This is a genomic window from Streptomyces sp. NPDC002701, from assembly GCF_042889045.1.
GTDB lineage: Bacteria > Actinomycetota > Actinomycetes > Streptomycetales > Streptomycetaceae > Streptomyces.
Map to the genome: position 1 here is coordinate 67,190 of NZ_JBIAQL010000019.1, position 25,869 is coordinate 93,058.

Genomic DNA, 25,869 nt, shown 5'->3' on the forward strand with positions numbered 1-25,869 from the left:
TGGTTGTGACGGGGGTTGGGGTGTGGCGGGGTTTCGGCCGACGGACTGGCATGTGCTGGATCTGGAGAGGGATCCGACGCCGGGTGATCCGGTCCGGGTGAAGTCGCTGGCCAAGGGCCTGCATGACTTTGCGGACGATGTGCGGGATGCGTTGCGGTTGGTGCAGGGGATGGCGGGTGAGGATGCCGTCCTGGCGATGGTGGGGAAGACGGCTGAGGTGTTCCGGGACGAGTTCTCGGGTGTGCCGAAGAATTTGAAGAAGCTGAAGAAGTCGTACGACCTGGCGGGGGATGCGCTGGCGGCGTACTGGCCGCAGCTGGAGCGTGCCCAGGCGCTGGCGGACAGGGCGCTTGCGAAGGGGCGGGAGGCGCAGGCCGATCTCGCCTCCGCCAAGTCCAGGCTGTCGTCGGCTGATTCGTGGGTGGCGCGCGCCAGCAAGGAGGCGGACAAGTACAAGGGCGATCCGACCGGTGGCAAGGACGTCGAGAAGCCGGACGAGGCGAAGGTGCGGGCGGCGACCCGGGATGCGCAGAGCGCGAAGGATGCGCACACGGCGGCCCGGTCGGAGGTGTCCTCGGCGCAGAGTGCGCTGGATGCGGCGAAGAAGATGGCTGCTGATGCGCGTGCGATGCGGGAGGAGGCGGCCGGGGAGGCCAAGCGGAAGCTGGACGAGGCGTCGGATGCGGGGATTCAGAACCGTAAGTGGTACGAGGAGGTCGGCGACTGGTTCGTCGACAACTGGGACACCATCGTCGCCGTCTGCAAGGTCGTCGTCGCGGTGCTGGGGATCATCGCGCTGATCATCGGGGGGCCGATCCTGGGCGCGATCGTGCTGATCGCGGCCCTTGTCGTCCTCGCGGACACCCTCAACAAGTACATGAAGGGGCAAGCCTCCCTGTGGGATGTGGCGTTCGCCGCCCTGGACTGCATCCCGGGGATGAAGGGGCTGACCACCCTCGGCGGACTCGCCAAGGGGCTCAAAGGGCTCGGCGCGATGGGTCTCAAGGGAATGGCCGCGGGACTGCGCGGGCTCGGGAAAAGCGCACGCGCCATGCTCGGGAGGTCGAAAGACGCCTTCGCCCGCTTCAAGACCAAGGTGCGTAACGGTCTGAGTGACCCCATCGACATGGCTACAGGATTCATGTTCCTCCCGCAGACCGATGTCGAACTGCCGGGAGCCCTGTCGCTCGTCTTCCAGCGACGTGTCCAGTCCGACTATCGCGTGGGGTGGTGGTTCGGGCCTTCGTGGTCCTCGACCATCGACCAGCACCTCGAAATAGATGAACAGGGCGTCATTTTTGTCACCGAGGACGGCCAGTTGTTGTCCTATCCACATCCGGAGGGACCGGAGGCCCCGGTATTTCCGGAAGCGGGACAGCGATGGCCGCTCGCCCGACTGGAGAACGGCGGGTACAAGGTGAGCGATCCGCTCACCGGAATCACTTCGGTCTTCGGCAGGCCGGCCGCCGACGGCTGCGCACCACTGCGCAGGACGAGCGACCGCAACGGACGCTTCCTGCAATTCGAGTACGACGTCCACGGTCTTCCCACGGGCATCAGATCCTCCGGCGGCTACCACCTGAAACTGACCACGGAAGACGGCCGTGTCACCGCGCTCGAACTGGCCAGGGCGGCGGAGGACGGCTCCGACGTCACGGTCAGACGCTTCGGGTACACGGACGGAAACCTCACCGAAGTTTACGGATCCACCGGCCTGCAACTGCGTTTCGAGTACGACGACAGGTTGCGCGTCGTCTCATGGACCGATTCCAACAACAGTCGCTACAAGTATGTGTACGACGATGAGGACCGGTGCATCGCGGAAGGCGGTGAAGGGGGACACTTCACACTTTCTCTCGAATATGGCGGAACGGACCCGGCTTTTCCCGGAATGCACGTCACCACGGCGGTCACCCTTGAAGGACAGGTTTCCAAGCACATCATCAACGACGCCTACCAGGTCGTTGCGGAGGTTTCCCCCAACGGGTCGGTGACGCGTACCGAATACGACCGGCATCACCATGTGACCGCTCGGACGGACGCGTTGGGGAACACTCTGCGGATCGACAACAACGCTTACGGCCTGCCCGTGCGGGTCGTGCGCCCCGACGGCTATGAGACCTCTGTCGAGTACAACGAGCTGAATCTCCCCATCACTCTCGTGCAGGAGGACGGATCGACCGTCCGGCACACCTATGACGACCGGGGGAATCACCTGTCGGTGACGGACGAGTCGGGTGCCACGACGACCTTCGCGTACGACGATTCCGGCCACCTGATATCGGCGACGGATCCCTCGGGAAACAGTCTCCGTGTCCGGAACGATCCGGCGGGTCTTCCGGTGGAGACGGTGGATCCGACGGGCGCGACGACCCGCTACCGGTACGACGCGTTCGGGCGTATGAGCGCGGTGCTCGACCCTGTCGCCGCCGAGACCAGGCTCTGGTGGACCGTGGAGGGACAACTCCGGCGCCGGGTGGGTCCGGCGGGTGCCGAGGAGACGTGGACGTACGACGGCGAGGGAAACTGTCTCAGCCACACCGACGTGGAGGGCCGCGTCACCCGCTACGCGTACACGCACTTCGACATGCTTGCCGCCGAGGTCCGGCCGGACGGATCCCGGTACGAGTTCGAGCACAACGCGGCGCTGCAGTTGACGAAGGTCGTCAACCCCCAGGGACTGACGTGGCGGTACGAGTACGACTTGGCGGGACAACTGACGGCCGAGGTCGACTTCGACGGACGCCGCGTGGAGTACGAACACGATCCGACAGGCCGACTCTCGGCACGCGTCAACGCGGTCGGTCAACGGGTCACCTACACGTACGACTCGCTCGACTGGCTCACCGCGAAGGACGTCGACGGGAACACGACGCACTACGAACGCGACGTGATGGGCCGCCTGTTGCGCATGACAGGACCCTCCTGCGAAGTGGAGTACCGGCGGGACGAACTCGGCCGCATGATCTCCGAGCGCGTCGACGGGCGGGCTCTGTCGCGTACGTACGACCGGACGGGCCGCCCCGCCCGACGCGTGACGCCGGCCGGTGCGGTCACGACCTTCGCATACGACGCCGCGGGGCGGCTGTCACGTATGGACTGTGCGGGGCGCGCTCTCGTCTTCTCCCATGACGCAGCGGGACGCGAGACCTCCAGGAGATTCCCCGACAGAGGACTCACGTTCAGCCGCCTCCTGGACCCGGAAGGCCGGGTGGCGGAGCAGGCGGTGACCACTCCCGCGGGAACACTGCTGCGCCGGGCCTATCGCTACCGTGGTGACGGCCATCTCACCGGTGTCGACGACCAGCGGAGCGGCCCGCGTCGGTTCGAGCTGGACCGGGCGGGCCGGGTGACCGCCGTGCGGGCCCGTGACTGGAACGAGAACTACGCCTACGACGCCGCCGGCAACCAGACGCGGGCTGCCTGGCCGGACCGGCACCCGGGGGCGGAGGCGCAGGGCGAGCGCGCCTACGAGGGCAACAGACTCGTCCGTGCCGGCGTCATGGACTATGTCCATGACGCCGCGGGGCGCATCGTCCTACGCCGCAAGGCCAGGATCTCCCGGAAGGCTGATGTCTGGCGTTACACCTGGGACGCGGAGGATCGCCTCACCTCCGTGACGACACCCGACGGCACGGTGTGGCGCTACCGTTACGACCCGTTCGGCCGGCGAACGGTCAAGCAGCGACTGGCTCCGGACGGTACGACGGTGGCCGAGGAGATCCGCTTCACCTGGGACGGTTCGGCCCTGGTGGAACAGATCGCGACCGGGCCCGACCTGCCCCTCCCCATCGCGACCACCTGGGACTACGACGGTCTTCATCCCGTCGCCCAGACCGACCGGAGAATCGATTCACTGGATCAGGGCGACGTCGACTCCCGCTTCTTCTCTATCGTCACCGACCTCGTCGGAACGCCGACCGAACTCATCGACGAGCAGGGCGACGTCGCCTGGCGCGCTCGTGCCACGCTGTGGGGTGCCACGGCCTGGAACCGGGATGCCGAGGCGTACACGCCGCTGCGTTTTCCCGGCCAGTACTTCGACCCCGAGACGGGGCTGCACTACAACCACCAGCGTCATTACGACCCGGAGACCGCCCGCTATGCCAGCCCCGACCCCCTGGGACTGGAGCCGGCCCCCAACCCCTTCGCCTACGTGGCCAACCCGCTGCAGGGATATGACCCGCTGGGCCTGGCGCCGCGCTACGCCAACCGGCCCGATCGCTACGGCTGGGGCGGCAGTGTCAGATACGGACGTACGGACCACCTCGGACGTCCCACCGGGATCTCCGCGAGCATCCGCCGGGAGATGGTCATCCAACAGGGCTCGGAGGCGGGAAGCATGTGGACCAAGGGGTGGCGAGGCCAGGGGACGCTGTTCAACGAAGCGCGAGGACATCTGCTGGCCAACACTCTCGGAGGAGCGGGGAAGGGACCGAACGCGCCTCACAATCTCGTGACCCTGACCCAGAATCCCACGAATCACCCGCACATGTACGAGATGTTCGAGAAGCCCGTTGCCGATGCCGCGCGCAATGGCGAGATCGTCCAGTACAACGTGACACCGATCTACGCGGGTACGAATCCGATACCGATCCGGCTGGAGTTCTCCGCCTTCGGCAACAGAGGGTTCTCACTCAGTGGTTTCCTCGACAATCCCGCCTCCGGCGTACGCACGCCGTGACGTCGTGGTGCCCGGCGGCGGCGCCTTGCGGGCTCGCGCCCGTTGGTTACGCTGCCACGACCGGACCGGAGGAGGAGCATGACCCGCACGACGCCGGAACGTCCCCTGGACATCGAGGCAGTCATCCCCGAGCTGTCCGAGTACCGCGGCACCGGGACACGGCTGCACCCGCGCCCGGGTACGCCCCTCAGGGAAGGGAGTTCGGTCGGCGGGCCCCTGCTGTGGCCCGCCGACGAACCGTGGCCCACCTGCACGGTGCCGCACAAACGACGCTTCGGGGACCGTGTCGGTGATGTACGCCTGCGCAGGAGGATCCTCGCCGAGGCGTGGAGCCGAAAACCGGCTCCCGGGCAGCCGGCCGGGCCGACCGAGGAAGAACTGCAGATCCTCGACACGCTCCGCCGGGGCCGGCACGCTCCGGGGCTCGGCGACACCGATCCCATTCCCCTGCTGCCGGTCGCCCAGCTCTACGCCCGAGACGTGCCGGGCCTCGGCCTGCCGGGCGAGGCGGATCTCCTGCAGGTTCTCTGGTGTCCGTTCAACGCGCACGGCGAGGACCGGAACGTGGATGTCCAGTTGTTCCGGCGCACGGTCGCGGACGTCACGGAGGTGCTGGCGGAGCAGCCCGAACCGGAGGTCGTGGGTCGCGACGACTACGTCCCGGATCCCTGTGTGCTTCATCCTGAAGAGGTGGCTGAGCACCAATACGGCGGGCTTCTGCCGTTTCCTGTCCGGGCGCGGCTCGACGAATGGCAGGACTGGGAGGACGAGAACGCGGTGAGTTACCAGTTCGACCTGTCGATCCCACCCGGATGGAAGGTCGGCGGTTTCGCCTCATGGCACGTCACCGGCCCGCAGGAAGTGCGGTGCGAGTGCGGACAGGAGATGAAGCTCCTCCTCACCATGGACAGCAGGGAATGGGACAGGGGAACTCGAAGCTGGGTCCCTCTGGAGGACCGTGAGGTGGCCGACACCGAGGCGAACACCCCCACCCGGATCGTGGTGGGGCGAGGAGGCTCCCTCCTGGTCTTCGTATGTCCGTCGGACTGGGCTCATCCGCACCGGATCGTTCTGCAGTAGCGAAAGGGTGCTGCGTGCCGCCGACCGGAACGCGATGACGACTGACAGCCGGTTGCGGCGGCCGCATCCGTCGCGCCGGGCGCGGAAGCCGTCATCGGGATCGCCGGCTTCACCTCTTCGGCTGTTTCCCCGGCGGACGTCCCTCGGTCAGCTGCGAAGTGGCCCGCCCCCACAGGGAACCCTGTGAGCGACCGGTGCAGGAGTGATGGACACAGCGTGACCGGTACGCGTCCCCGCCCGGCACCCTGATTCGCTGTCGCACATCGGCAGCCCCGTACGCAGCCCCTTCTTCCGGCGGGAACCGAACGACCCGCGTTGCGCGTGGATAACGTCGGGGCATGTGATGTCCGAGGCCACGGACGCGCCTTGAGGGCCTTATGTGCTGCTGATACGGTGCGATGACTTGACATTCCTTCCGGCCATGGCTGATCGCCGGGTGTCCGACCAGGTCGGCCAGGTCGGGCGGCACGCCCGGTGAGGGCGAAGTGGCCGAAGTGCGTCAAGTGTCCTGAACGACAACAACCTTCTTGGGTGTACGGGGAGCGGTCGCGTGAAGATCCAAGAGCGTACGGGGGCGGGCAGCAACCGTTCCTCCGCGCCGGTTCAGCCGACGATGGGGGAGCGACTTCCCTCGCCGCCTCGCGAGCGCAAACCGGCACTGGCCGCGCTCGCGGTGCTGCTGATCCTCGTGGGCGCGCTCGGGGCGACCATGCTCGTGCTGCGCGCCGGCGACCGTATCGAGGTCATCAAGGTGACCGGTGACATCCAGGCCGGTGAGTCCGTCGGCGACAAGGTGGACTCGGTCCTGGTCGCCGACGACGCCGGGGTCAACTACATCAGATGGACCCAGCTCGACGCCCTGAAGAAGCTCAAGGCCAAGTCCACGATCTACAAGGGCACCCTCGTCATCGGCGAGATGTTCGGCGCCCAGAGCACCCTCCCGGCCGGCAAGGCCGTCGTCGGCCTCTCCCTCAAGGAGGGCCAGTACCCCGAGGGCCTCGCCGTCGGCGACCTCGTGGCCGCCTACCAGGTCGGCAACACCGGCTCGTCGAGCGCGAACTCGGACGACGAGGCGGGCTCCGGCTCCACCGGTTCCGCGGGCAGCGCCGGCGCGCCCCTCGTCGACGACGCCCGCGTCACCACCGCGCCGGGTACCAGGAGCGACAGCACCATCAGCAGCACCAACAAGCGCGTCACCGTGACCGTCGACGAGAGCGATGCCGCCGCGCTGGCCCGCGCCGCCGCGGCGAACCAGGTCGCCCTCGTCAAGGTCCCCGGCAACTAGCGGCGGAGAGTCACACACACCATGGCCCTCATCGCCATCGCCGCGGACAAAGGCTCCCCGGGCGTCACCACGACGGCCGTCGCGCTCGCCGCCGTCTGGCCGCGCCGCGTGCTGCTCGCCGAGACCGACCCGGCCGGCGGCGACCTCGTGTACCGCAGCGCCGCCGCCCACGGCGGACCGCTGAACCCCAACACCGGCATGCTCTCCATCGCCGCCACGGCCCGCCGCGGCCTCGTGCCGGACCAGATCTGGGACCACGTACAGCCGTTGAGCGGCGGCCTCGACGTGCTCGTCGGGCTCGGGAGCGCCGAGCAGGCGGCCGGGCTGGCCGGTCTGTGGCCCACCCTCGGCCGGGCCTTCGCACAGCTCGCCGACTCCGAGCACGCGCCCGCCGACGTCATGGCGGACTGCGGCCGGATCAGCGGGGACACCCCCGCCGTCGAGATGTTCTCCCAGGCCGCGCTCGTCCTGCTGGTCGCGCGCACCGAGCCGGAGGCCATCGCACGCGTCCGGGACCGGGCCGCCGCGCTCACCGCCAAGTTGCACGGCGGACCGCGGGGTGCGGCGGCGCTGGGCACGCCCCTCATAGGCGTCGTCCTCATCACCGACCCGGGCGACTCCGGGAAGATCGTCCACCAGGTCAACGACATGCTGCTGGCCGCGCAGACCGGCGCCCGCGTCGTCGGCACGGTCGCCCAAGACCCCTCGGGCGCCGACCAGTTGGCCGGCCGCAAGCGCGGACGGCTCGACAAGTCGCTGCTCATCCGCTCGGCGCGCAAGGTCACCTCGGACCTCTACCAGCAGTTCGGCGCGGCCTGGTCCGTACCGGCCGGCGGTCCGAACGGGCAGCGCCCCGCCGGAGCCGGCCGATGACCGCGGCGACGTACGGGCGCGGGACAGCCGGGGGCGGCCGATGACCGCTGTCGACCACCAGCTGGTCAAGCGGTTCCGGCAGGAGGCCGGTGACCGGATCGCCGAGCAGCGCCGCCTCGACCAGGTCTCCGGCGTCACGCCGATGTCCAACGAGGACGAGCGGCAGTACGCGCGCGCCGTCATCGCCCAGATCCTGGAGGACCACGCCCGTACGGAGATCAACTCCGGGCGTACGCCGCTGGACGCCGAGACCGAGGAGCAGTACGCGGCCGCCGTGCACGCCGCGCTCTTCGGCGTCGGCCGGCTCCAGCCGCTGCTCGACGACCCCGAGGTCGAGAACATCGACATCAACGGGTACGACCAGGTCTTCGTCGGCTACGCCAACGGCGAGGAGGTCAGGGGCGATCCCGTCGCCGAGACCGACGAGGAGCTCATCGAGCTGATCCAGATCCTCGGCGCCTACTCGGGCCTGTCCTCCCGGCCCTTCGACTCCGCGAACCCCCAGCTCGACCTGCGGCTGCCGGACGGTTCGCGCCTGTCCGCCGTCATGGACGTGACGCGCAGGCCCGCGCTGTCCATCCGCCGCGCGCGCATGGGCAAGGTCTTCATGTCGGACCTCGTCGGCAACGGAACGCTCACCCCCGAGGTCGGGCACTTCCTGGCCTGCGCGGTCCGGGCCCGCAAGAACATCATGATCGCGGGCGCCACCAACGCCGGCAAGACGACGCTGCTGCGCGCCCTCGCCAACGAGATACCGCCGCACGAACGACTCATCACCGTCGAACGCGCCCTGGAACTGGGGCTCGACACCTTCGCCGACCTGCACCCGAACGTCGTGGCGTTCGAGGAGCGGCTGCCCAACTCCGAGGGCCAGGGCACCATCTCGATGGCGGAACTGGTCCGCCGGTCGCTGCGTATGAACCCCTCGCGCGTCATCGTCGGCGAGGTCCTCGGCGACGAGATCGTGACCATGCTGAACGCGATGTCGCAGGGCAACGACGGCTCACTGTCCACGATCCACGCCAACAGCTCCAGCGAGGTGTTCAACCGCATCTCCACGTACGCGCTCCAGGCGACCGAGCGCCTGCCCATCGAGGCCAGCCAGATGCTCGTCGCGGGCGCGGTCAACTTCGTCGTCTTCATCCAGCGGCGCAACGACTACCAGACGGGCGGCCGGCTCCAGCGCATGGTCACCTCCATCCGCGAGGTCAACGGCGTCGACGGACGCGTCCTGTCCAGCGAGGTGTTCGCCGAGGCACCGGACGGCCGCGTCGTGCCGCACGCGCCCCTCGCCTGCCTCGAAGACCTGATCCAGCACGGCTATCGCCTGCCCGGCGGGAACTGGGGGTGACCTGATCATGGCCGCACCGAGCACGAGTGATCCGATCACGGCCGCGCCGACCGTGACCCTCGCCGCTCTCGACTCGCTCGGCTCCATGGGCGGACTGTTCTCCACGACGGTCCTGTACGCGCTCGCGTGCGGCGTCGCGGTGGGCGGCGGCCTCGCCCTGCTCGCCGTCGCGGTCCGCGGACTGCCCGCCAAGCCCGAGCACGAGAAGCAGAAGGCGAGCGCACGCGCCTCCGAGCTCGCACGGTTCGCGGGGCAGCGCGGGTCCATCGCCGCGGGCGCCGGCATCGTCGTCCTGCTGCTCACCCGGTGGGCCGTCGCCGGCCTCGCGACCGCCGTCCTCGTCTTCTTCTGGGACAAGCTCTTCGGCGGCGCCTCCGAGGAGAAGGCCGCCATGCGCCGCGTGGAGGCCCTCGCCTCCTGGACGGAGTCGCTGCGCGACACCATCGCGGGCGCGGTCGGCCTGGAACAGGCCATCCCCGCCTCCGCACGCGCCGCGGCGCCCGTCCTGCGCCCGCACCTCGACGCCCTCGTGGACCGGCTGCGCTCGCGTACGCCGCTGCCCGACGCCCTGCAGCAGCTCGCCGACGAGATCGACGACGCGTCCGCCGACATCATCGTGGCCGCGCTGATCCTCAACGCCCGCCTGCGCGGCCCGGGTCTGCGCCAGGTCCTCGGCGCGCTCGCCAAGTCGGCGCGCGAGGAGGTCGACATGCGCCAGCGCGTGATGGCCCAGCGGGCCTCGACCCGGCGCTCGGTGCAGATCGTCGTCGCCGTGTCGATCGCCTTCGTGCTGGGCCTGTCCATCTTCAACCGCGAGTTCGTCGAGCCGTACGGGACGGCCGTCGGACAGCTCGTACTCGCGTGTGTCTGCGGTCTGTTCGCGCTCGGCTTCTGGTGGCTGCGGAAGCTGTCGACCATCGAGACGCCGGAGCGGTTCCTGGTGCGGGACGAGTCGTCGGTCCGGTTCGTCCGGCCGCGTACGCCGTCGGCCGCCCAGTCCCCGGCACCGTCCCACCCGCAGTCGTCGCCGGAGGAGGGGGTACGCCGATGAACTCCACCCTGACCCTGCCCGTCCTGGTCGGTGCCGTACTGGGCCTCGGCGTCTACGCCCTGGTCCGGGCCCTGATGCCGACCAGCCGCAGCGCCGTCGCCCAGGTCGCGCGCATCGACGCGATGAGGGCACGGGGAGCGGCGTACGAGTCCGCGCACCGCACCTCCGACAGCGACCCCGGGGGACGGCTCGGCGGCGTACGGGCCCGGGTGGGCCGGCGCGTCGCCGAGTTCTACCTGCAGCAGGGCTGGGAGCAGCACTCGCTGCGGGCGGACCTGTCGGTGCTCGACCGGAGCTGGGAGAACTTCCTCGCGACGAAGGCGCTGCTGGGCGCCGCGGGCCTGTTCTTCGGGCCGTTCCTGTTCGCCGTCGTGTGGACGCTCGGCTTCGGCGACAGCCCCGCCATCCCGGTCTGGCTCGCCCTGCTCTGCGCGCTCGTCTTCTTCTTCCTGCCCGACCTGGAGGTGCGGCGGGACGCGGCCGAGAAGCGGCGCGACCTGCGGCGCGTGATCGGCGCGTACCTGGACCTCGTGTCGATGAGCCTGGCGGGCGGCCGCGGTCTCCCGGAGGCCCTGATGGCCGCCGCCGAGGTCTCCGACGGCTGGGCCACACAGCGCATCCGCAACGCGCTCGCGGACGCCCGGATCACCGGCATCAGCCAGTGGCAGGCCCTCGGTTCGCTGGGGGAGGAGATCGGGGTGGAGGAGCTCAAGGACCTGTCGGCCTCACTGGCCCTCGTCGCGGACGACGGCGCGAAGGTGCGCGAGTCGCTCGCCTCGCGCGCCGAGACGATGCGGCACCGCGAACTCGCCGAGATCGAGGGCAGCGCCGGTGAGAAGTCGCAGTCGATGCTCGTGGCGCAGCTGCTGCTCTGCGCCGGGTTCCTGGTCTTCCTGATCTTCCCGGCGGCGATGCGCGTGTTCCAGGTCTGAATCCGCCAACCCACAACCGCTGTTGCACTGCCCCGAACTGTCTTGAGAGGACAACTCACCATGAACGGACGGAACTACAGCACCGGGATCCCGGGGGTGGACTTCCTGATCACCTTCCTCCAGGGCCGGGTGCAGCGCGCCCGCTCCGGCGAACTCGACCGCGGTGCGTCCGCGGTGGAGTGGGTCATCATCTCGGCGGTCGTCGTGGCGATCGTCGGCGTGGTCGCCGCGATCATCAACGCCGCGCTCAGCGACGGCGCCAACAAGGTCGGCGACTGCATCAAGGGCGCGGACGCGGGCAGCACCTGCTGATCACGCCGCAATTCCTTCTCTCTCGCATACGGGGTCGCAGGTGAGCGTGAGCGTACGACGCTGGGTACGCCGCAGGGTGGAGGCCGCCTCCGCCCGCGGCGACTCCGGCATGACCGCGATCGAGTTCGTGCTGCTGACGCCCGTCCTCTTCTTCATGATCTTCGCGACGGTGCAGTTCGCGCTGTACTTCTTCGCCGACCACGTGGCCCAGGCGGCGGCCCAGGCGGGCGCCCGCAAGGCCCGTGCCACGGCCGACGCGTCGCCGGGCGCGTGGCGCGGCGAGGCGCGGGACGTCGTGGACAGCTACATCGCCCAGCTGGGACCGCAGTTGGTGCTCGGCCCTGACGTGAAGCTGCTCCAGCCGGACCAGAACACGGTCGGTGTGGAGATCACGGCGAAGGTGCCGTCGGTCTTCCCGGGCTTCGACCTGACCGTGCACGCGCAGTCGGTGGGGCCGGTGGAGCGGTTCGTCGAGGAGGGCGAGAACTAGATGCGCCCAGGTGTACGTGAGGCCGTGCGCGCGGCCGCTGACCGGGGACTGTCCACGGTCGAGGTGGTGATCCTCGCCCCGGTGATGATCCTCTTCATCCTGGTGCTGGTGGCCTTCGGGCAACTGGTGGACGGACGCGGGGCGATCGACGGGGCCGCCCGCGACGCGGCCCGCTCCGGTTCGCTCCAGCGGGACGAGGGCTCGGCGATGGCGGAGGCCCAGAAGGCGGCGGACGCCGACCTGGGGGACGTCTGCGCCGGGCCGGTGTCGGTGAACAAGACCAGCGCCGGCTTCGAGGACGCCGACCTCTTCACCGTGGAGGTCAGCTGTGAGGTGCGGGGCCTGGCGATGCTCGGCCTGGACGTACCGACCCGCCTGACGGCGTCGTTCACGTCCCCGCTGGACCCCTTCAAGAGGAAGGCGTGACGACGTGACGGCAGACGCGGCGGACGCCGTGGGACGTGAGAGGGGCACCCCGCGCGACGGCCTGCGCGGTGGCTCGCGCGACGGCCTGCGGGGCTGGGTGGCCGTGCGGCGCGACCGCCTCGGCGACCGGGGCTCCGGCGCGGGCGCGGTGATCATCTTCGCGCTGGTGTTCCTGTCCCTGTCGGCCTTCGTCATCGACGGCGGCCTGTCCATCTCCAAGCGTGAACGCGCCGCCGACATCGCCGAACAGGCCGCCCGGTACGCCGCCCAGGACGTGGACCTCGAAGAGCTGTACCAGAACGAGGACGGCGGGGCCCCGATCCTCTTCGAGAACTGCGGCGCCCGGGTGAAAGCCTTCGCCCAGGAGATGGGCATGACCAATGCCGACACGGCCGCCACGAACTGCGTCGCCGCCGACGCCGACCAGGTCGAGGTGGAGGTCCAGCTCACCTACTCCCCGGTCTTCACCGGCCTGTTCTACGGCGGCGACGTGACGGTCCGGGGCCGGGCGGTGGCGGAGAACGAGGTCGGCTGAGGCGCCTGGGCCGGACGTCCGCCCCGTGCGGGACGAGGCGGCTACTTGCCGCCCTTGTCCTCGGACTTGACGCCCTCGGACACCTGCTTCGCCAGGTCGTCGTCGAGCTTCTTGAACTCGCGGACGATCGCCTCGGACATCTGGGCCAGGGCGTCCAGCTGCTGGTTGATGTCCTCGCGGCCGTCCTCCCAGTTGGACTCGAAGTCCTCCAGCTTGTCGTAGACACCACCGTCACCGATGTCGTCCCGGTAGGACTCGAAGAGTTTCTTGGTGTGGTTCATCCGCGACTTGATGTCCCGCAACCGGGAGCCGTAGTCCTCGAGATCGCTGAGCGGCAGTGCGAGGTCGGGCTTTCCCATGTCGGATCCTCTCCGTGGTTCTCCGCGATGGCGGTGGCGGTAACGGTAACGGTGGTGGTGTCCGGGTCAGGGCGGACAACCGCGGCTTAGCGGACAGGCGGTGCCGAAGTGGGCGTGTGGCGACGGACTCGCCCCTGCTGGCCCTTCGACAGTCTCAATAGGATCTCAGTAGGCTCTGTACACCCCCACTCTCTCCCCGTATCTCCCTCCACACACGACTTCAGGACATCCGCCATGGCGCGACGTACCACTTCCAACTCGCCGGGAGGCCCGCCCGGCTCGTCCGGGTCGCCGGGCTCGCCGGGTCCGAGGAACCGGACGCCGCAGCCCCTGCCGGGGCGCCGCCGCACGGCGGGGGACTTCGTCAAGGCGTTCCTCGCCCTCGTCGCCCTCCTCGTGCTGCTCGTCGGCGTGCCCGGGGTGCTCGCCACCCAGATGGGCTGGCCGCTGCCCTCCGGGGCGCCGAAGGTGGAGTGGCTCCAGCAGGAGATCACCGTCGACACGTTCATCAACGTGCTGACCGTGGTCGTCTGGTTCGCCTGGGCCCAGTTCACCGCCTGCGTGCTCGTCGAGGTGAAGGCCGCGCTGTCCGGTGTCGGACTGCCGAACCGGGTGCCCGGCGCCGGCCCGAGCCAGCTGCTCGCGCGCCAGCTCGTCGCCGCGCTGCTGCTGGTCGGCGCGACCGCGGCGAGCTTCACACCGGGGCTGTCGCAGCTCGGCCGGCAGCTGGAGGGGAACCAGCGGCCGGCCGCCGCCGCGGCGGCCCAGCAGACCCCGGGCGGGCTGCTGGGACAGCAGCGGGAGCAGGCCGCCGCGAGCGCCGCCGCGCTGGCCGAGCAGGCCGCCGGCGCCGCCGCGCACGCGGAGGGCGGCAGCGGCGCCCGGGCGTCCGAGGGGGACACGAAGTTCTACCGGATCCAGCCTCCGGAGGGCCGCCACCACGACTCGCTCTGGGAGGTCGCGGAGCGCCACCTCGGTGACGGGCGCCGGTACAAGGAGATCTACCAGCTCAACAAGGACCGTACGCAGCCCGACGGTTCGAAGCTCTCCGAGGCCAGCCTCATCCGGCCCGGCTGGATCATGGAGATGCCCGGCGACGCCCGCGGCGGCGAACTGGTCGAGATGCCCGACGAGGCCCCGAAGGTCTCCCCGGAGGTCCAGCGGCAGATCTCCGACTACGCCAGGACCGGCGGCGCGCACCAGCAGGGCGGCGACCGGCAGGGCGGCGGGTCCGGCACGCTGGATCGCGACACCGCCCACATCAGCCTCCCCGAGCAGCGGCCCGGCCCCGGACAGGGGCAGGGGCACGATCAGTCCGGGCAGCAGGGGCAGGGCGGGCAGGAGCATGCCGCGCCCCCGGCCGGTGAAGGCAGCGGGTTCGGGCTGCCCGAGGCCCTCCTCGGCGCGCCCCTCCTCGCCGCCGGCCTCCTCGGCGCCCTCGGCCGGCGTCGCCGCCAGGCGCTGTGGCAGTCCGCGCTCGGTGCCGTCGGCGGGCGCCGCGGCATGGAGCCGCCGACGCCCACCGGCGCCGCCGCCGACGCGCAGGACGCGCTGCTGGCGGGGGCCGATCCCGAGGGCGTACGCCTGCTGGACCGTTCGCTGCGCGGGCTCGCCGCGTCGCTCGCGGGCGAGTCCCGTCCGCTGCCGACCGTGTACGCGGCCTGGCTGAGCGGCAACGGCGACCTGCACCTCCAGCTCGCCCAGCCCGCCGGCAGGCCGCCCACGCCGTGGCAGCTCGGGCAGGACCAGACGTTCTGGATGCTGGCCCGCGCCGACGCCGAGCGGTACGAGGACGTGGACACGGCAGCCCCGTACCCCGGTCTCGTCAGTCTCGGCACGATGGACGACTCGCGGCTGCTGCTCAACCTGGAGTCCGTGCCCGGCATCGTCTCGCTGAGCGGCCGCGAGCAGGACCGGGCCGGTGTGTTCGCCTCGGTGGCCGCCGAGCTGGCCACCAACGGCTGGTCCGACCGCATGACCATCACCCTCGTCGGCTTCGGCGAGGACCTGACGCCGCTCGCACCCAACCGGCTGCGCCACCTCGACGACATCGAGGCGCTCGTCGAGACCATGGAGGCGGAGACGCGGCAGCGGCGCGGCGCGCTCGGCGCGGCCGGCCAGGACTCGGTCCTCACCGGGCGCACGGGCCCGGCCCAGCACACCCGTTGGGCCCCGCACCTGGTGCTGCTGGCCGCCGAGCCGTCCGCCGAGGACGCCGTCAAGCTCGCCGAACTCGCCGCGGACGCCGGCCGGCTGGGCATCGGCTACCTCGTCGGCACCGACTCGGGCGACCTGCCAGGCGCCGCCTGGGAGATGGAGATCACCAGCGAGGGCAAGCTCCTCGCGCCGCTCCTCGGCCTCGAACTCGACGCGCAGCTCCTCCCCGTGTCCCAGCAGCGCGCCGTCGTCGAGCTGTTCACCGACGCCGATCCCGAGCGCGACGACGACCGGCCCACCACCACACCGCCGTTCCTCGTCGACATCAGCGAGCAGGGGCGTCCCGCGGTGTACGCGCGGCTCGTCGGCCCGTACGAGATCATCGGGCTGGAGACGCCGGACGGGGAGCGCAGCCCGCTGCTGCACGAGGCGCTGGCCCTGCTGCTCCTGCACCGCGAAGGGGTGCATCCCCGGGTGCTGTCCTCCGCGCTGTGGCCGCGCGGGGTCACGGACGACGTGCGGGACGCACTCGTCGAGCGGCTGCGCGGCTGGCTCGGCAGCGACCCGGACGGCACGCCGCGGCTCGCCGCCGACGCGACCGGGCGGCTCAAGCTCGCCAAGTCCGTCGTGTCCGACCTGGACGTACTGCGGTCGCTGTACCACGAGGCGACCCAGGGCCGTGGCACCGACAGCCGTGCGGTGCGCGGGCGTCTGCTGACCGACGCGCTGGTCCTGGTCCGGGGGCCGCTGCTCGCCGAGCGGCCCGCCGGGCGCTACGGCTGGCTGACCCACGAGATCATCGACGCCCAGCTCCCGCTGCTGGTCGCGGACATCGGGCTCGCCCTCTCCGCGTTCCACCTGGAGAAGAACCGCGCGGAGAAGGCGATCGAGGCGCTCGACGCGGCGCTGGGCTCCGCGCCCGGCGACGAGCGGCTGTGGCACGAGCTGCTGCGCGCCACGCACGCGACCGGCGACAGCGACCGGCTGAAGCGACTCGCGGCCGACCTGGTCTCGCGCAGCGGGGCGCGCGGGCTGCCGCCGCGGACCGAGGCACTCCTCGACGAACTGCTGCCGACCTGGCGCAGCGGCGTCGCCGCCGTGGGATGAACCGCCGATGAGCGGCCTCCAGATGTACGACCTGCTGCTGATCGCCGGCGCCGCCCTGTGGGGCGGCGTCGCCGGTCTGTTCGTGCCGCGCGCCGCGTACCGCTTCTCGGTGGCCCCCGAGGAGCCGTGGGCGACCCGGTGTCCGGAAGGGCACCTCATCGGCGGCCGGGGCGGTGGCTGGATCGGCCCGGCGCGCTGCCCCGACTGCGGCGGCGGGCGTGCGTACGGCCCGAGCAGCCCCCTCGTGTCCGTCACCACCGCCCTCGTCTGCGGAGCCCTCGCCGCGGCGACCGGGACCCGGCCCGAGCTGGCGGTCTGGCTGCTGCTCGCGCCCCTCGGCGTACTCCTGGCCGTCGTGGACTTCCGGGTGCAGCGCCTGCCGGACGTGCTGACGCTGCCCCTGGCGGGCGCCGCGCTGGCCCTGCTCGCGGGCGCCGCGGTGGCCCCCGAGCACGCCGGGAACTGGCCGACCGCGCTGTACGGGGCCCTGGCCCTCGGCGCCGGCTACTTCGTCCTCTTCCTCGTCAACCCCACCGGCATGGGCTTCGGGGACGTGAAACTCGCCCTCGGTCTCGGCGCGGTCCTCGGCTGGTACGGCTGGGGGACCGTGCTGCTAGGCACCTTCGCGGGGTTCCTGTTCGGCGGGTTGTACGGGATGGCCCTGGTCGTCGCCCGCCGGGCCGGGCGCAAAACGTCCATCCCCTTCGGCCCGTTCCTGATCGCCGGAGCCTTCACGGGGCTGCTCATCGGGGCCTACGCGGCCTGACGTCGGGGGCGGGGAACGGCTGGCGTACGCTGGATCAGTCTGTCCACACCCCCATGAAAGGGACCGCTCCGGTGACCGAGAAGGCCGACCTCCAGTCCGTCCTCGACCGTGCCGCCGAGGGTGGGCGGATCACCCCCGAAGAGGCGCTCGACCTCTACCGCGACGCCCCGCTGCACGCGCTGGGCGCCGCCGCGGACGCCGTGCGCCGCCGCCGGTACGCCGGTACGGAGCACATCGCGACGTACATCATCGAGCGGAACATCAACTACACGAACGTCTGCGTCACGGCGTGCAAGTTCTGCGCGTTCTACGCCCCGCCGAAGGACACCGCCAAGGGCTGGACGCGCGACCTGGACGACATCCTGCGCCGGTGCGCGGAGACCGTCGAGCTGGGCGGCACGCAGATCATGTTCCAGGGCGGCCACCACCCCGACTTCGGCGTGGAGTACTACGAGGAGCACTTCGCCGCGATCAAGGCGGCGTACCCGCAGCTCGTCATCCACAGCCTGGGGGCGAGCGAGGTCGAGCACATGGCCCGCATCTCCAAGGTGAGCGTGGAGGAGGCCATCACGCGCATCCACGCGGCCGGGCTCGACTCCTTCGCCGGCGCCGGCGCCGAGCTGCTGCCCGCGCGGCCCCGCAAGGCCATCGCCCCGCTGAAGGAGAGCGGCGAGCGGTGGCTGGAGATCATGGAGACCGCGCACAACCTGGGCGTGGAGTCCACGTCCACCATGCTCATGGGCACCGGCGAGACCAACGCCGAGCGCATCGAGCACCTGCGGATGATCCGTGACGTGCAGGACCGGACGGGCGGCTTCCGCGCCTTCATCCCGTACACGTACCAGCCCGAGAACAACCACCTCAAGGGTCGTACGCAGGCCACGCTCTTCGAGTACCTGCGCATGATCGCCATCGCGCGGCTCTTCATGGACAACGTCGCCCACATCCAGGGCTCGTGGCTGACCACCGGCAAGGAGGTCGGCCAGCTCTCGCTGCACTACGGCGCGGACGACCTCGGTTCGATCATGCTGGAGGAGAACGTCGTCTCGTCGGCGGGTGCCAAGCACCGGTCGAACCGGATGGAGATCATCGACCTCATCCGCAAGGCGGGGCGGGTGCCGGCGCAGCGGGCCACGACGTACGAGCACCTCGTCGTGCACGACGACCCGGCGAACGACCCCGTCGACGAGCGGGTCCAGTCGCACATCTCGTCGACCGCGATCGAGGGCGGGACCGCGCATCCCGAGCTGAAGCTGCTCGCGTCCAACTGACGCCGTGACACTGACGATCCACGTCGCGGACGAGCTGCGCCTCACCTGGGACGGCACCGGCGCCGTTCCCGGCGGGGCCGTCGCCGTGGAGGGGGACCGGGTCGCCGCGACGGGCTCCTCGGCCGAACTCCGGGAACGGTTCCCCGCTGCGCGGGTGCGGCGGTGGCCCGGGGTGCTGGGGCCCGGGCTGGTGCACGAGGGGGTGCTGCCGGGGGCGCCGACGCCGCGGGAGCGGGTGCATGCCGTTCTGACGCGCGGGGCGGTGGCGGTGCCGGCGGAGTCTGTGACCGAGCCCGGGCTGAGGGCTGCCGCCGAGCGCAACGGGTTGCTGGTGCTGGCGGCGGCCCGGCCCCCCGCGACGATTGTCGCCGGGGGCCGGGCCGACCTGGCGGTCTTCACGGAGGACGGGTCGTGCGTGGCGACGGTGTGCGGAGGGCGGTTGGTCCACCGCCGCCGATAGCCCCGCCGGCAGCTCCGCTGGTCGTGCGGGTTCGGCTGCGGCCCGGTGGGGGCTGGCCGCGCAGTTCCCCGCGCCCCTAAAAGCCCAGGCCAGCCACGACGGACCCGTCTTTCAAGGGGCGCGGGGAACTGCGCGCTCAGCCACGGCGGACTCGTCTTTTCAGGGGCGCGAGGAACTGCGCGCTCAGCCACGACGGGTCCGCACCCGTGTCTTTTCAGGGGCGCGGGGAACAGCGCGATCAGCCACAGCGGGCCCGCACCCGGGGGCTCAGGGGGCGCGGGGAACTGCGCAGGCCGCGCGCACCGGAGCCGCGGATGTCCGGCGACCCCGCGCGTCAGCCCGTGAGCGCCGTCGCGAACGCCCCCGCCGTCTGGGCGACCCCGCTGCAATCCGTCGCCGCGTCGTCAGCGGCGGAGCCGCCGTCACACGGCTGGTCCCGGAACGTGGACCACATCGACACCCACGCAACCCCCTTCTCCTCCGCGAAAGACCGGACCTGCGCCGCGTCCGACAGCGAGAACGTCTCGTTGTCCACGTCGTTGACACCGAGCATCGACGTGAGGGCGAGCCCCCGCCACGCCCCCTCGTCCGACAGCCCGAACACCTCCTCCACCTGGTCGTGGGCGGCCTCGGCCGACGTCTGCGCGTAGTCGCCCATGTCCCCGTCGTACGTGCTGCCGTAGTTCATGGTCATGATGTTGACCGTGGACACCTCGACCCCGTGGTCGTTGGCGGACTCCAGCAGCGCGACCCCGTCCTCGTCGAGCCCGGACGGCATGACGGGCAGGGTGAAGGTGACCTCCAGGTCGTCACGCTCCTCCTGCAGCAGCGCGATCGCCTCCGACCGCAGCGCGACCGAGCCGGAGTCGGTCAACTGCTCGCCCTCGACGTCGAAGTCGGCCCGCGTTGCCCCCGCGGCGTCGAGCGCCTTCCCGTAGGCGTCGGCCAGCTCCGAGGCACTGTCACAGGCCGAGGCCAGCTCCTTGCCGGAGGCCCCGCCGAAGGAGACCCGCACGGCGGCGCCGGACTCGGTCAGCGCCGAGATGCGGGACACCACCGCGGAGTCGCCGATCGCGGTCGTACCGTTCCACTTCGGCGTACAGGAGCTGCCGTCCGCGATGACGAACGCCAGGTTGTACGTCGAGGGCGACCCGGCTGAGTCGTTGCCGGAGGCGGTGGTGGCGCTGACGTACGGGGCGTACCCGGTGACCGGCGCGCTCGCGGAGGGCGACGCGCCGTCCGACGCCCGGCTGGTGGACGACGAGCCGCCGGATCCGTCCGTACCCGAGGAACACCCCGCGCAGGCAAGGGCGATCACGCAGAAGAGCCCGGCGGCCGGCTTCAGGAAATTCCTCATCGCGCTTGCTCCACTCTCGTGATGTCTGTCTCGACCCGGAAACACAGTGCGCTTCCGGAGGGGAAATGTCTCACGAACACCCCTGCCGCACGAAGACAGCCGATCCATGGGAAACCGGTGGGGCACAACGAATTTTTGGGGCCAACAGGGCGGTGATACCCGGACATTGGGCATCCTCTCGGTGGCCCTCGGCCCGTCCCGCGATCGGTGACTCTCTCAGGGAAAAGACAGGACCGGGCGTTTCTCATGGCCGGCTCACAACAGAATCAGAGTTTCGGTCACATAAAGGCTCCCTAATATCCGGGGAATGCATTCCGAGCCTGCCATCGAATCCCGCGCAACCGTGCGCGGCCGCCGCCGCAAACGCGGCAACGGGTCCGCCGGGTCCGACGGGTCCGCGGACGGTCCCGTGTTCGTCGACACCTCCGGGCGCAGGGCCAGGCTGCTGCGCAGAATCGGCCTGCTCCTCGGCGCCGTCTGCGTCGGATACGCGGTCGTGCTCGGCATGGCGTTCATGGGCTGGGGCCCCTCGCTCACCCCGTCCTCGCTGCTGCCCTTCGGAGGCGGCGGCCCGAACGGCGGCCAGAACTCCGGCCCCGGCGGCGGACTCCAGCCGCAGGGCGGCACCGGCAGCCCGCCCGCGCGCCCCACCGGCGCCCCGCCCTCGGGTCTGCCGACGGGCGCCGCCCCTTCCGGCGTACCGAACGGCGCCGCCCCCACCGCCGCCCCGTCGGCCCCCGCCGCCGTCCCCTCTGCCTCCGCCTCGTCCGCCGCCGCGGCCGCCAACTGACCGGAACGCACCCACACCCATGGCTACCACGACGCCCCCGCGCGGCCGCCGGCGCGCGCCCTCCCGGATGACCCGGGCCGCCGGCCGGGCCGCCGCGCTGCAGAAGCCGCGTGTCGTCCTCGCCCTGCTGATCCTCCTCGCGCTCACCAGCGTGCTGCTGCTCGACGGCTATCTGCGCGCCGAGGTCGGCGGCGACGAGCGCGTACGCAGCAACGCCAGTTCCAGCAAGGTCCCGGACAAGGTCATCGACGGCGGGCCGATCCTGTCCTTCAGGGACGGGCAGGCGCAGACCCGGTCCGTCCCGGAGAAGACCATCGCGCTCACCTTCGACGACGGCCCCAACCCCACCTGGACGCCGCAGATCCTGAAGATCCTGGAGGAGAACGACGTCCCGGGCACGTTCTTCGTGGTCGGCTCGATGGTCTCGCGCTACCCGGACATCGTGGACGACCTGGTGGACCAGGGCAACGAGATCGGCATCCACACCTTCACGCACGTCGACCTCTCGTACCAGAGCGACACCCGGATCGAGCGGGAGATGGCACAGACGCAGCTCGCCCTGGCGGGCGCGGCGGGCATCACGACGACGCTGTTCCGGGCTCCGTACTCCTCGCAGACGGACGCCATCGACAACTACAGCTGGCCCGTCTACAAGAAGCTCGGCGCGCAGGGCTACACCAGCGTCTTCGTCGACACCGACAGCGACGACTGGAAACGGCCCGGCGTCTCGAAGATCATCGAGTGGGCCACGCCGTCGAAGAACGAGGGGGCCTCGGTCCTCTTCCACGACGCGGGCGGCGAACGTTCGCAGACGGTCGCGGCGCTCGGCACGTACATCGAGAAGATGAAGGCGAAGGGCTACACCTTCACCACCATCAGCGGCGCCATCCAGCAGGCGGACGCCGAGGAGCAGCAGGCGGACGCGGAGGAGCAACAGGCGGACGCGGGCGCGCAGCCCGGGGGGCAGGCACCCGGCGGCCCGCGGGGTCAGGGGGCCGCCGGAGCCGGGGGCGACGGCCTCCAGACCGCCCACCACACCGCCACCGGCACCACCCTCTACGAGGGCAAGGCCCTCGTCGCGGCGGTCGCCGTCGCCGAGTGGACCGTACCGGGCCTCGCGGTCGGACTCGCCGTCGTGGGCGTCGCCGTCATGGGCCGCTTCGGGATGATGCTGGTCCTCGCCCGCAGGCACCACCGCCGACGCAACAGGCGCCGGTTCAGCTGGGGACCGCCCGTCACCCGCCCGGTCAGCGTGATCGTGCCCGCGTACAACGAGAAGGAGTGCATCGCCAACACCCTGAAGTCGTTGGCGCGCAGCACCCATCCGATCGAGATCATCGTCGTGGACGACGGTTCCACGGACGGCACCAGGGAGATCGCCGAGGCGCTCGGCATGCCGAACGTGCGCGTCATCCGCCAGGAGAACGCGGGCAAGCCCGCCGCCCTCAACAACGGGGTGCGCAACGCCAGTCACGACATCGTCGTGATGATGGACGGCGACACGGTCTTCGAGGCGGACACCGTACGCCACCTGGTGCAGCCCTTCGCCGACCCCGGTGTCGGCGCGGTCGCGGGCAACGCCAAGGTCGGCAACCGGAACACGGTCATCGGCGCCTGGCAGCACATCGAGTACGTGATGGGCTTCAACCTCGACCGCCGCATGTACGACCTGCTGCGCTGCATGCCCACCATCCCGGGCGCGATCGGCGCCTTCCGCCGGGAGGCCGTGCTCGCGGTCGGCGGGATGAGCGAGGACACGCTCGCCGAGGACACCGACATCACCATCGCCCTGCACCGGGAGGGCTGGCGGGTCGTCTACCAGGAGCACGCCAAGGCGTGGACCGAGGCGCCCGGTTCCCTCAAGCAGCTGTGGTCGCAGCGCTACCGGTGGTCGTACGGGACGATGCAGGCGCTGTGGAAGCACCGCGGGTCCCTGACGGACAGGGGGCCCTCGGGCCGTTTCGGCCGGGTCGGCATGCCGCTGGTGGTGGTCTTCCAGATCGTCACGCCCGTCTTCGCCCCGCTCATCGACGTGTTCACCCTCTACTCGATGATCTTCATCGACCTCAGGGCGTCGCTGCTCGCCTGGCTGGCCGTCCTGTGCGTGCAGCTCGTCTGCGCGGCGTACGCGTTCCGGCTCGACCGGGAGAAGTACCGGTACCTGCTGATGATGCCGCTGCAGCAGCTCGCGTACCGGCAGATGATGTACCTCGTCCTCATCCACTCCTGCGTCACGGCTCTGACCGGCGGCCGGCTGCGCTGGCAGAAGCTGAAGCGCACGGGGGAGGTCGGTACGCCGGCCGGAGCGGGCTGATGGGCTCCCACCGCAGGGGCGACCGCCTCCCGGTGGCCGCGCCGCCCGCCCCGTCCCCGTCCCCGTCGCGGGCGCGGGCGGCCGGGGGCCGCGACCGGTACTTCGACACCCTGCGGGCCGTCGCCCTCGTCCGGGTCGTCGCCTACCACACCTTCGGGTGGGCCTGGGCGGGCATGGTCCTGCCGTCCATGGGCATCATGTTCGCGCTCGCCGGGACCCTGATGGCGAAGTCCCTGGAGCGGCCCGCCCCCGGCGTGCTCAGGAGCCGACTGCGCCGGCTGCTGCCGCCCTTCTGGTGCTGGGGATTCTTCGTCGTCGTCGCGATGCTGGTGCACGGCTGGATGCCCGGATGGCAGATCGTCCACTGGATCGTGCCGCTCGGGGATCCGCCGGGCGACGCGTGGGGCGAGCAGGCGTGGGAGATCGTCTGGTACCTGCGGACGTACCTCTGGTTCGTCCTGCTCTCCCCTCTGCTGCTGCGGATCTTCCGGTCGGCCCCGGTCGCGGTGCTGGGGCTGTCGCTCGCCCCGATCGTGGTCCTCCAGTTCGGGTGGGAGCCGCCGGACAACCGCTTCGGGACCGGGCTGACCGACCTGGCCACGTACCTGTTCTGCTGGATCCTCGGCTTCGCGCACCGCGACGGGGTCCTGCGCCGGCTGACGCCGTCCGCCGTCGTCGTCCTCTCGCTCGCCGCCCTGGGGTACGGCGGCTGGTACGCCCTCACGCACCAGGCCGGCACCGGCTCGTACGACCTCGACGACATCCCGTACGCGCAGGCGTTCTGGTCGGCGGGGTACGTGACCCCGCTGATGTACGCGAAGGACCGCTTCGGCATCGACTTCGCGTGGCTCGCCCGCCACGGCCGCCTCGACCGGCTCGTGCGGATCTTCAACGCCCGGGCCGTCACCCTCTATCTGTGGCACGAGATCGCGCTGATCCTCGCCGTCCCGCTGATCGACCTGTTCTGGAACGTCCCGGCGTTCGAGGCGTACCTGCCGCTGGAGAGCCAGTGGTTCCTGTTCGGCGTCGGCTGGGTCCTCATCGCCGTCTTCGTGCTGCTGTGCGGGTGGGTGGAGGACGTGGCGGCGGGGAAGAAGCCGAGACTGCTCCCCTGAGGGATCCCTCGAAGCGCACCGGAACGATCTGAACGGCCGGCGTACGGGCCGGGTGCCGTGGGGCGGCCCGGTCCGTACTGCCACAATGGGCCCGTGACCCGCGCATCCCTGAACAAGCAGCCGCACGAAGTCGCCTCCATGTTCGACGACGTCGCGGAACGCTACGACCTGACGAACGACGTGCTGTCGCTCGGCCAGGACCGTGTGTGGCGCAAGGAGGTCGCGAAGGCGGTCGACGCGCGGCCCGCGCAGAAGATCCTCGACCTCGCGGCGGGCACCGCCACCTCCTCGCTGCCCTTCGCGCGCACGGGTGCGTACGTCGTCCCCTGCGACTTCTCCCTCGGCATGCTCCGGGTCGGCAAGAAGAACCACCCCTGGCTGCCGCTCACCGCGGGCGACGCCACGAAGCTGCCGTTCAAGGACGACACCTTCGACGCGGTGACGATCTCCTTCGGCCTGCGCAACGTGCAGGACACGGACGCGGCGCTGCGGGAGCTGTACCGGGTGACGAAGCCCGGCGGACGCGTGGTGATCTGCGAGTTCTCGCACCCGACCTGGACGCCGCTGCGCACCGTCTACACCGAGTACCTGATGCGCGCCCTGCCGCCGGTGGCCCGCGCGGTCTCCTCGAACCCCGACGCGTACGTCTACCTCGCCGAGTCGATCCGCGAGTGGCCCGACCAGCCCGCCCTCGCCGCGCGCCTGACCGGGGCCGGCTGGTCGAAGGTGGCCTGGCGGAACCTCACCGGCGGGATCGTCGCGCTGCACCGCGGCCACAAGCGGAGCCAACCGCTCATCTGAGGAGCTCACAGGGGTCACCCGGGGCGTCGAGTTCGCGTTGCAGTCCGCCCGACGGAGGCCGTGGCAGCCGTGGTTCGCGCACCCCGGCGCCCCCGCCGCCCTCACCCTCGCCGAAGTCGAACCACACCGTCACGACCGCCCCGCGCGGCACCTCGGAACCGGGCAGCGGGTACTGGCGTACGACGTAGTCGACGACGGTCAGGTCGAAGTCGGGCCGGTCGGGGGCGGCGAGCAGCACCCCGCGCGCCTCGGCCGTCTCGCGCGCGTCGACGGCCATCAGACCTACGAGCCGCGGTACGCGCACATCGGGTGTCTTGCGTGGAATGCGCACAGACGTCACCCCCAGCGGTACC

22 protein-coding genes are annotated in these 25,869 nt (G+C 70.9%); 19 read left to right on the forward strand and 3 right to left on the reverse strand.

Going from position 1 to position 25,869, the window contains the following annotated elements; genetic code table 11:
- Positions 1-52 precede the first annotated feature (52 nt).
- The 11 genes from ACFYXC_RS33325 to ACFYXC_RS33375 all read left to right on the forward strand — a co-directional run bounded on the left by ACFYXC_RS33325 (position 53) and on the right by ACFYXC_RS33375 (position 13,019).
- Positions 53-4,684 carry an RHS repeat-associated core domain-containing protein gene (locus ACFYXC_RS33325; RefSeq protein ID WP_389555907.1) on the forward strand — a complete coding sequence of 1,544 codons (4,632 nt, stop codon included), beginning with the start codon at positions 53-55 and terminating at the stop codon, positions 4,682-4,684.
- 78 nt (positions 4,685-4,762) lie between these two features.
- On the forward strand, positions 4,763-5,764 hold the full coding sequence (locus tag ACFYXC_RS33330) for a hypothetical protein (RefSeq protein ID WP_389555909.1): 1,002 nt from the start codon (positions 4,763-4,765) through the stop codon (positions 5,762-5,764).
- A gap of 550 nt (positions 5,765-6,314) precedes the next feature.
- Entirely contained in the window at positions 6,315-7,049 is a 735-nt protein-coding gene (locus ACFYXC_RS33335) for a hypothetical protein (protein ID WP_389555910.1), read from the forward strand.
- A 21-nt stretch (positions 7,050-7,070) separates the two neighbouring features.
- Entirely contained in the window at positions 7,071-7,922 is an 852-nt protein-coding gene (locus ACFYXC_RS33340) for a hypothetical protein (protein ID WP_388921817.1), read from the forward strand.
- Positions 7,923-7,962: 40 nt separating this feature from the next.
- On the forward strand, positions 7,963-9,273 hold the full coding sequence (locus tag ACFYXC_RS33345; RefSeq protein WP_388921820.1) for a CpaF family protein: 1,311 nt from the start codon (positions 7,963-7,965) through the stop codon (positions 9,271-9,273).
- An 85-nt stretch (positions 9,274-9,358) separates the two neighbouring features.
- A complete protein-coding gene (locus tag ACFYXC_RS33350; RefSeq protein ID WP_389555968.1) occupies positions 9,359-10,324 on the forward strand; it encodes a type II secretion system F family protein in 966 nt (321 codons plus the stop codon).
- The gene (locus tag ACFYXC_RS33355) at positions 10,321-11,256 is read left to right on the forward strand and encodes a type II secretion system F family protein (RefSeq protein WP_389555911.1); all 936 of its coding nucleotides are present in this window, start codon (positions 10,321-10,323) and stop codon (positions 11,254-11,256) included. Before ACFYXC_RS33350 ends, ACFYXC_RS33355 begins: the two co-directional genes overlap by 4 nt.
- A 60-nt stretch (positions 11,257-11,316) precedes the next feature.
- The gene (locus tag ACFYXC_RS33360; protein ID WP_055509289.1) at positions 11,317-11,568 is read left to right on the forward strand and encodes a hypothetical protein; all 252 of its coding nucleotides are present in this window, start codon (positions 11,317-11,319) and stop codon (positions 11,566-11,568) included.
- A 40-nt stretch (positions 11,569-11,608) separates the two neighbouring features.
- On the forward strand, positions 11,609-12,058 hold the full coding sequence (locus tag ACFYXC_RS33365) for a TadE family protein (protein ID WP_389555913.1): 450 nt from the start codon (positions 11,609-11,611) through the stop codon (positions 12,056-12,058).
- A complete protein-coding gene (locus ACFYXC_RS33370) occupies positions 12,059-12,484 on the forward strand; it encodes a TadE/TadG family type IV pilus assembly protein (protein ID WP_389555914.1) in 426 nt (141 codons plus the stop codon).
- A gap of 61 nt (positions 12,485-12,545) precedes the next feature.
- Positions 12,546-13,019, forward strand: coding sequence for a pilus assembly protein TadG-related protein (locus ACFYXC_RS33375; RefSeq protein WP_388921962.1), 474 nt, complete (start codon positions 12,546-12,548; stop codon positions 13,017-13,019).
- Positions 13,020-13,060: 41 nt separating this feature from the next.
- On the opposite strand, the gene ACFYXC_RS33380 is transcribed toward ACFYXC_RS33375, so the two are convergent.
- Positions 13,061-13,378 carry a hypothetical protein gene (locus ACFYXC_RS33380; RefSeq protein ID WP_388921832.1) on the reverse strand — a complete coding sequence of 106 codons (318 nt, stop codon included), beginning with the start codon at positions 13,376-13,378 and terminating at the stop codon, positions 13,061-13,063.
- A 234-nt stretch (positions 13,379-13,612) separates the two neighbouring features.
- Here ACFYXC_RS33380 and ACFYXC_RS33385 point away from each other — a divergent pair, with 234 nt between their 5' ends.
- The 4 genes from ACFYXC_RS33385 (at position 13,613) to ACFYXC_RS33400 (ending at position 19,139) form a co-directional block, all read left to right on the forward strand.
- On the forward strand, positions 13,613-16,642 hold the full coding sequence (locus ACFYXC_RS33385) for a BTAD domain-containing putative transcriptional regulator (protein ID WP_389555916.1): 3,030 nt from the start codon (positions 13,613-13,615) through the stop codon (positions 16,640-16,642).
- A gap of 7 nt (positions 16,643-16,649) precedes the next feature.
- Positions 16,650-17,408: a prepilin peptidase gene (locus ACFYXC_RS33390; RefSeq protein ID WP_389555918.1), complete on the forward strand. Its 759-nt coding sequence runs from the start codon at positions 16,650-16,652 to the stop codon at positions 17,406-17,408.
- Between the two features lie 71 nt (positions 17,409-17,479).
- Positions 17,480-18,679, forward strand: coding sequence for a cyclic dehypoxanthinyl futalosine synthase (mqnC, locus tag ACFYXC_RS33395; RefSeq protein ID WP_389555920.1), 1,200 nt, complete (start codon positions 17,480-17,482; stop codon positions 18,677-18,679).
- Between the two features lie 4 nt (positions 18,680-18,683).
- Positions 18,684-19,139 (forward strand): hypothetical protein, encoded by a 456-nt coding sequence (locus ACFYXC_RS33400; RefSeq protein WP_389555921.1) that lies wholly within the window; start codon positions 18,684-18,686, stop codon positions 19,137-19,139.
- Positions 19,140-19,473: 334 nt separating this feature from the next.
- Here the strand turns inward: ACFYXC_RS33400 and ACFYXC_RS33405 are convergent, their stop codons facing one another.
- Complete coding sequence (locus ACFYXC_RS33405; RefSeq protein ID WP_389555922.1) at positions 19,474-20,496, reverse strand: chitinase; 1,023 nt, start codon at positions 20,494-20,496, stop codon at positions 19,474-19,476.
- A 307-nt stretch (positions 20,497-20,803) separates the two neighbouring features.
- Here ACFYXC_RS33405 and ACFYXC_RS33410 point away from each other — a divergent pair, with 307 nt between their 5' ends.
- From ACFYXC_RS33410 to ACFYXC_RS33425, 4 genes are all read left to right on the forward strand, one after another.
- Positions 20,804-21,286 carry a hypothetical protein gene (locus ACFYXC_RS33410; RefSeq protein WP_389555923.1) on the forward strand — a complete coding sequence of 161 codons (483 nt, stop codon included), beginning with the start codon at positions 20,804-20,806 and terminating at the stop codon, positions 21,284-21,286.
- A gap of 19 nt (positions 21,287-21,305) precedes the next feature.
- Positions 21,306-23,600, forward strand: a complete 2,295-nt coding sequence (locus ACFYXC_RS33415) for a bifunctional polysaccharide deacetylase/glycosyltransferase family 2 protein (RefSeq protein WP_389555924.1) — start codon at positions 21,306-21,308, stop codon at positions 23,598-23,600.
- Positions 23,600-24,715 (forward strand): acyltransferase, encoded by a 1,116-nt coding sequence (locus ACFYXC_RS33420; RefSeq protein ID WP_389555926.1) that lies wholly within the window; start codon positions 23,600-23,602, stop codon positions 24,713-24,715. Before ACFYXC_RS33415 ends, ACFYXC_RS33420 begins: the two co-directional genes overlap by 1 nt.
- 93 nt (positions 24,716-24,808) lie before the next feature.
- On the forward strand, positions 24,809-25,516 hold the full coding sequence (locus tag ACFYXC_RS33425) for a demethylmenaquinone methyltransferase (protein ID WP_388921861.1): 708 nt from the start codon (positions 24,809-24,811) through the stop codon (positions 25,514-25,516).
- Here the strand turns inward: ACFYXC_RS33425 and ACFYXC_RS33430 are convergent.
- The gene (locus ACFYXC_RS33430; protein ID WP_389555928.1) at positions 25,509-25,847 is read right to left on the reverse strand and encodes a PASTA domain-containing protein; all 339 of its coding nucleotides are present in this window, start codon (positions 25,845-25,847) and stop codon (positions 25,509-25,511) included. The genes ACFYXC_RS33425 and ACFYXC_RS33430 overlap by 8 nt on opposite strands.
- Positions 25,848-25,869: the final 22 nt, after the last annotated feature.

Coding starts and splice junctions, on each gene's coding strand:
- ACFYXC_RS33330 (WP_389555909.1), top strand. CDS start 4,763: ATGACCCGCACGACGCCGGAACGTCCCCTGGACATCGAGGCAGTCATC.
- ACFYXC_RS33340 (WP_388921817.1), top strand. CDS start 7,071: ATGGCCCTCATCGCCATCGCCGCGGACAAAGGCTCCCCGGGCGTCACC.
- ACFYXC_RS33345 (WP_388921820.1), top strand. CDS start 7,963: ATGACCGCTGTCGACCACCAGCTGGTCAAGCGGTTCCGGCAGGAGGCC.
- ACFYXC_RS33350 (WP_389555968.1), top strand. CDS start 9,359: ATGGGCGGACTGTTCTCCACGACGGTCCTGTACGCGCTCGCGTGCGGC.
- ACFYXC_RS33355 (WP_389555911.1), top strand. CDS start 10,321: ATGAACTCCACCCTGACCCTGCCCGTCCTGGTCGGTGCCGTACTGGGC.
- ACFYXC_RS33360 (WP_055509289.1), top strand. CDS start 11,317: ATGAACGGACGGAACTACAGCACCGGGATCCCGGGGGTGGACTTCCTG.
- ACFYXC_RS33370 (WP_389555914.1), top strand. CDS start 12,059: ATGCGCCCAGGTGTACGTGAGGCCGTGCGCGCGGCCGCTGACCGGGGA.
- ACFYXC_RS33380 (WP_388921832.1), bottom strand. CDS start 13,378: ATGGGAAAGCCCGACCTCGCACTGCCGCTCAGCGATCTCGAGGACTAC.
- ACFYXC_RS33385 (WP_389555916.1), top strand. CDS start 13,613: ATGGCGCGACGTACCACTTCCAACTCGCCGGGAGGCCCGCCCGGCTCG.
- ACFYXC_RS33390 (WP_389555918.1), top strand. CDS start 16,650: ATGAGCGGCCTCCAGATGTACGACCTGCTGCTGATCGCCGGCGCCGCC.
- ACFYXC_RS33405 (WP_389555922.1), bottom strand. CDS start 20,496: ATGAGGAATTTCCTGAAGCCGGCCGCCGGGCTCTTCTGCGTGATCGCC.
- ACFYXC_RS33410 (WP_389555923.1), top strand. CDS start 20,804: ATGCATTCCGAGCCTGCCATCGAATCCCGCGCAACCGTGCGCGGCCGC.
- ACFYXC_RS33415 (WP_389555924.1), top strand. CDS start 21,306: ATGGCTACCACGACGCCCCCGCGCGGCCGCCGGCGCGCGCCCTCCCGG.
- ACFYXC_RS33420 (WP_389555926.1), top strand. CDS start 23,600: ATGGGCTCCCACCGCAGGGGCGACCGCCTCCCGGTGGCCGCGCCGCCC.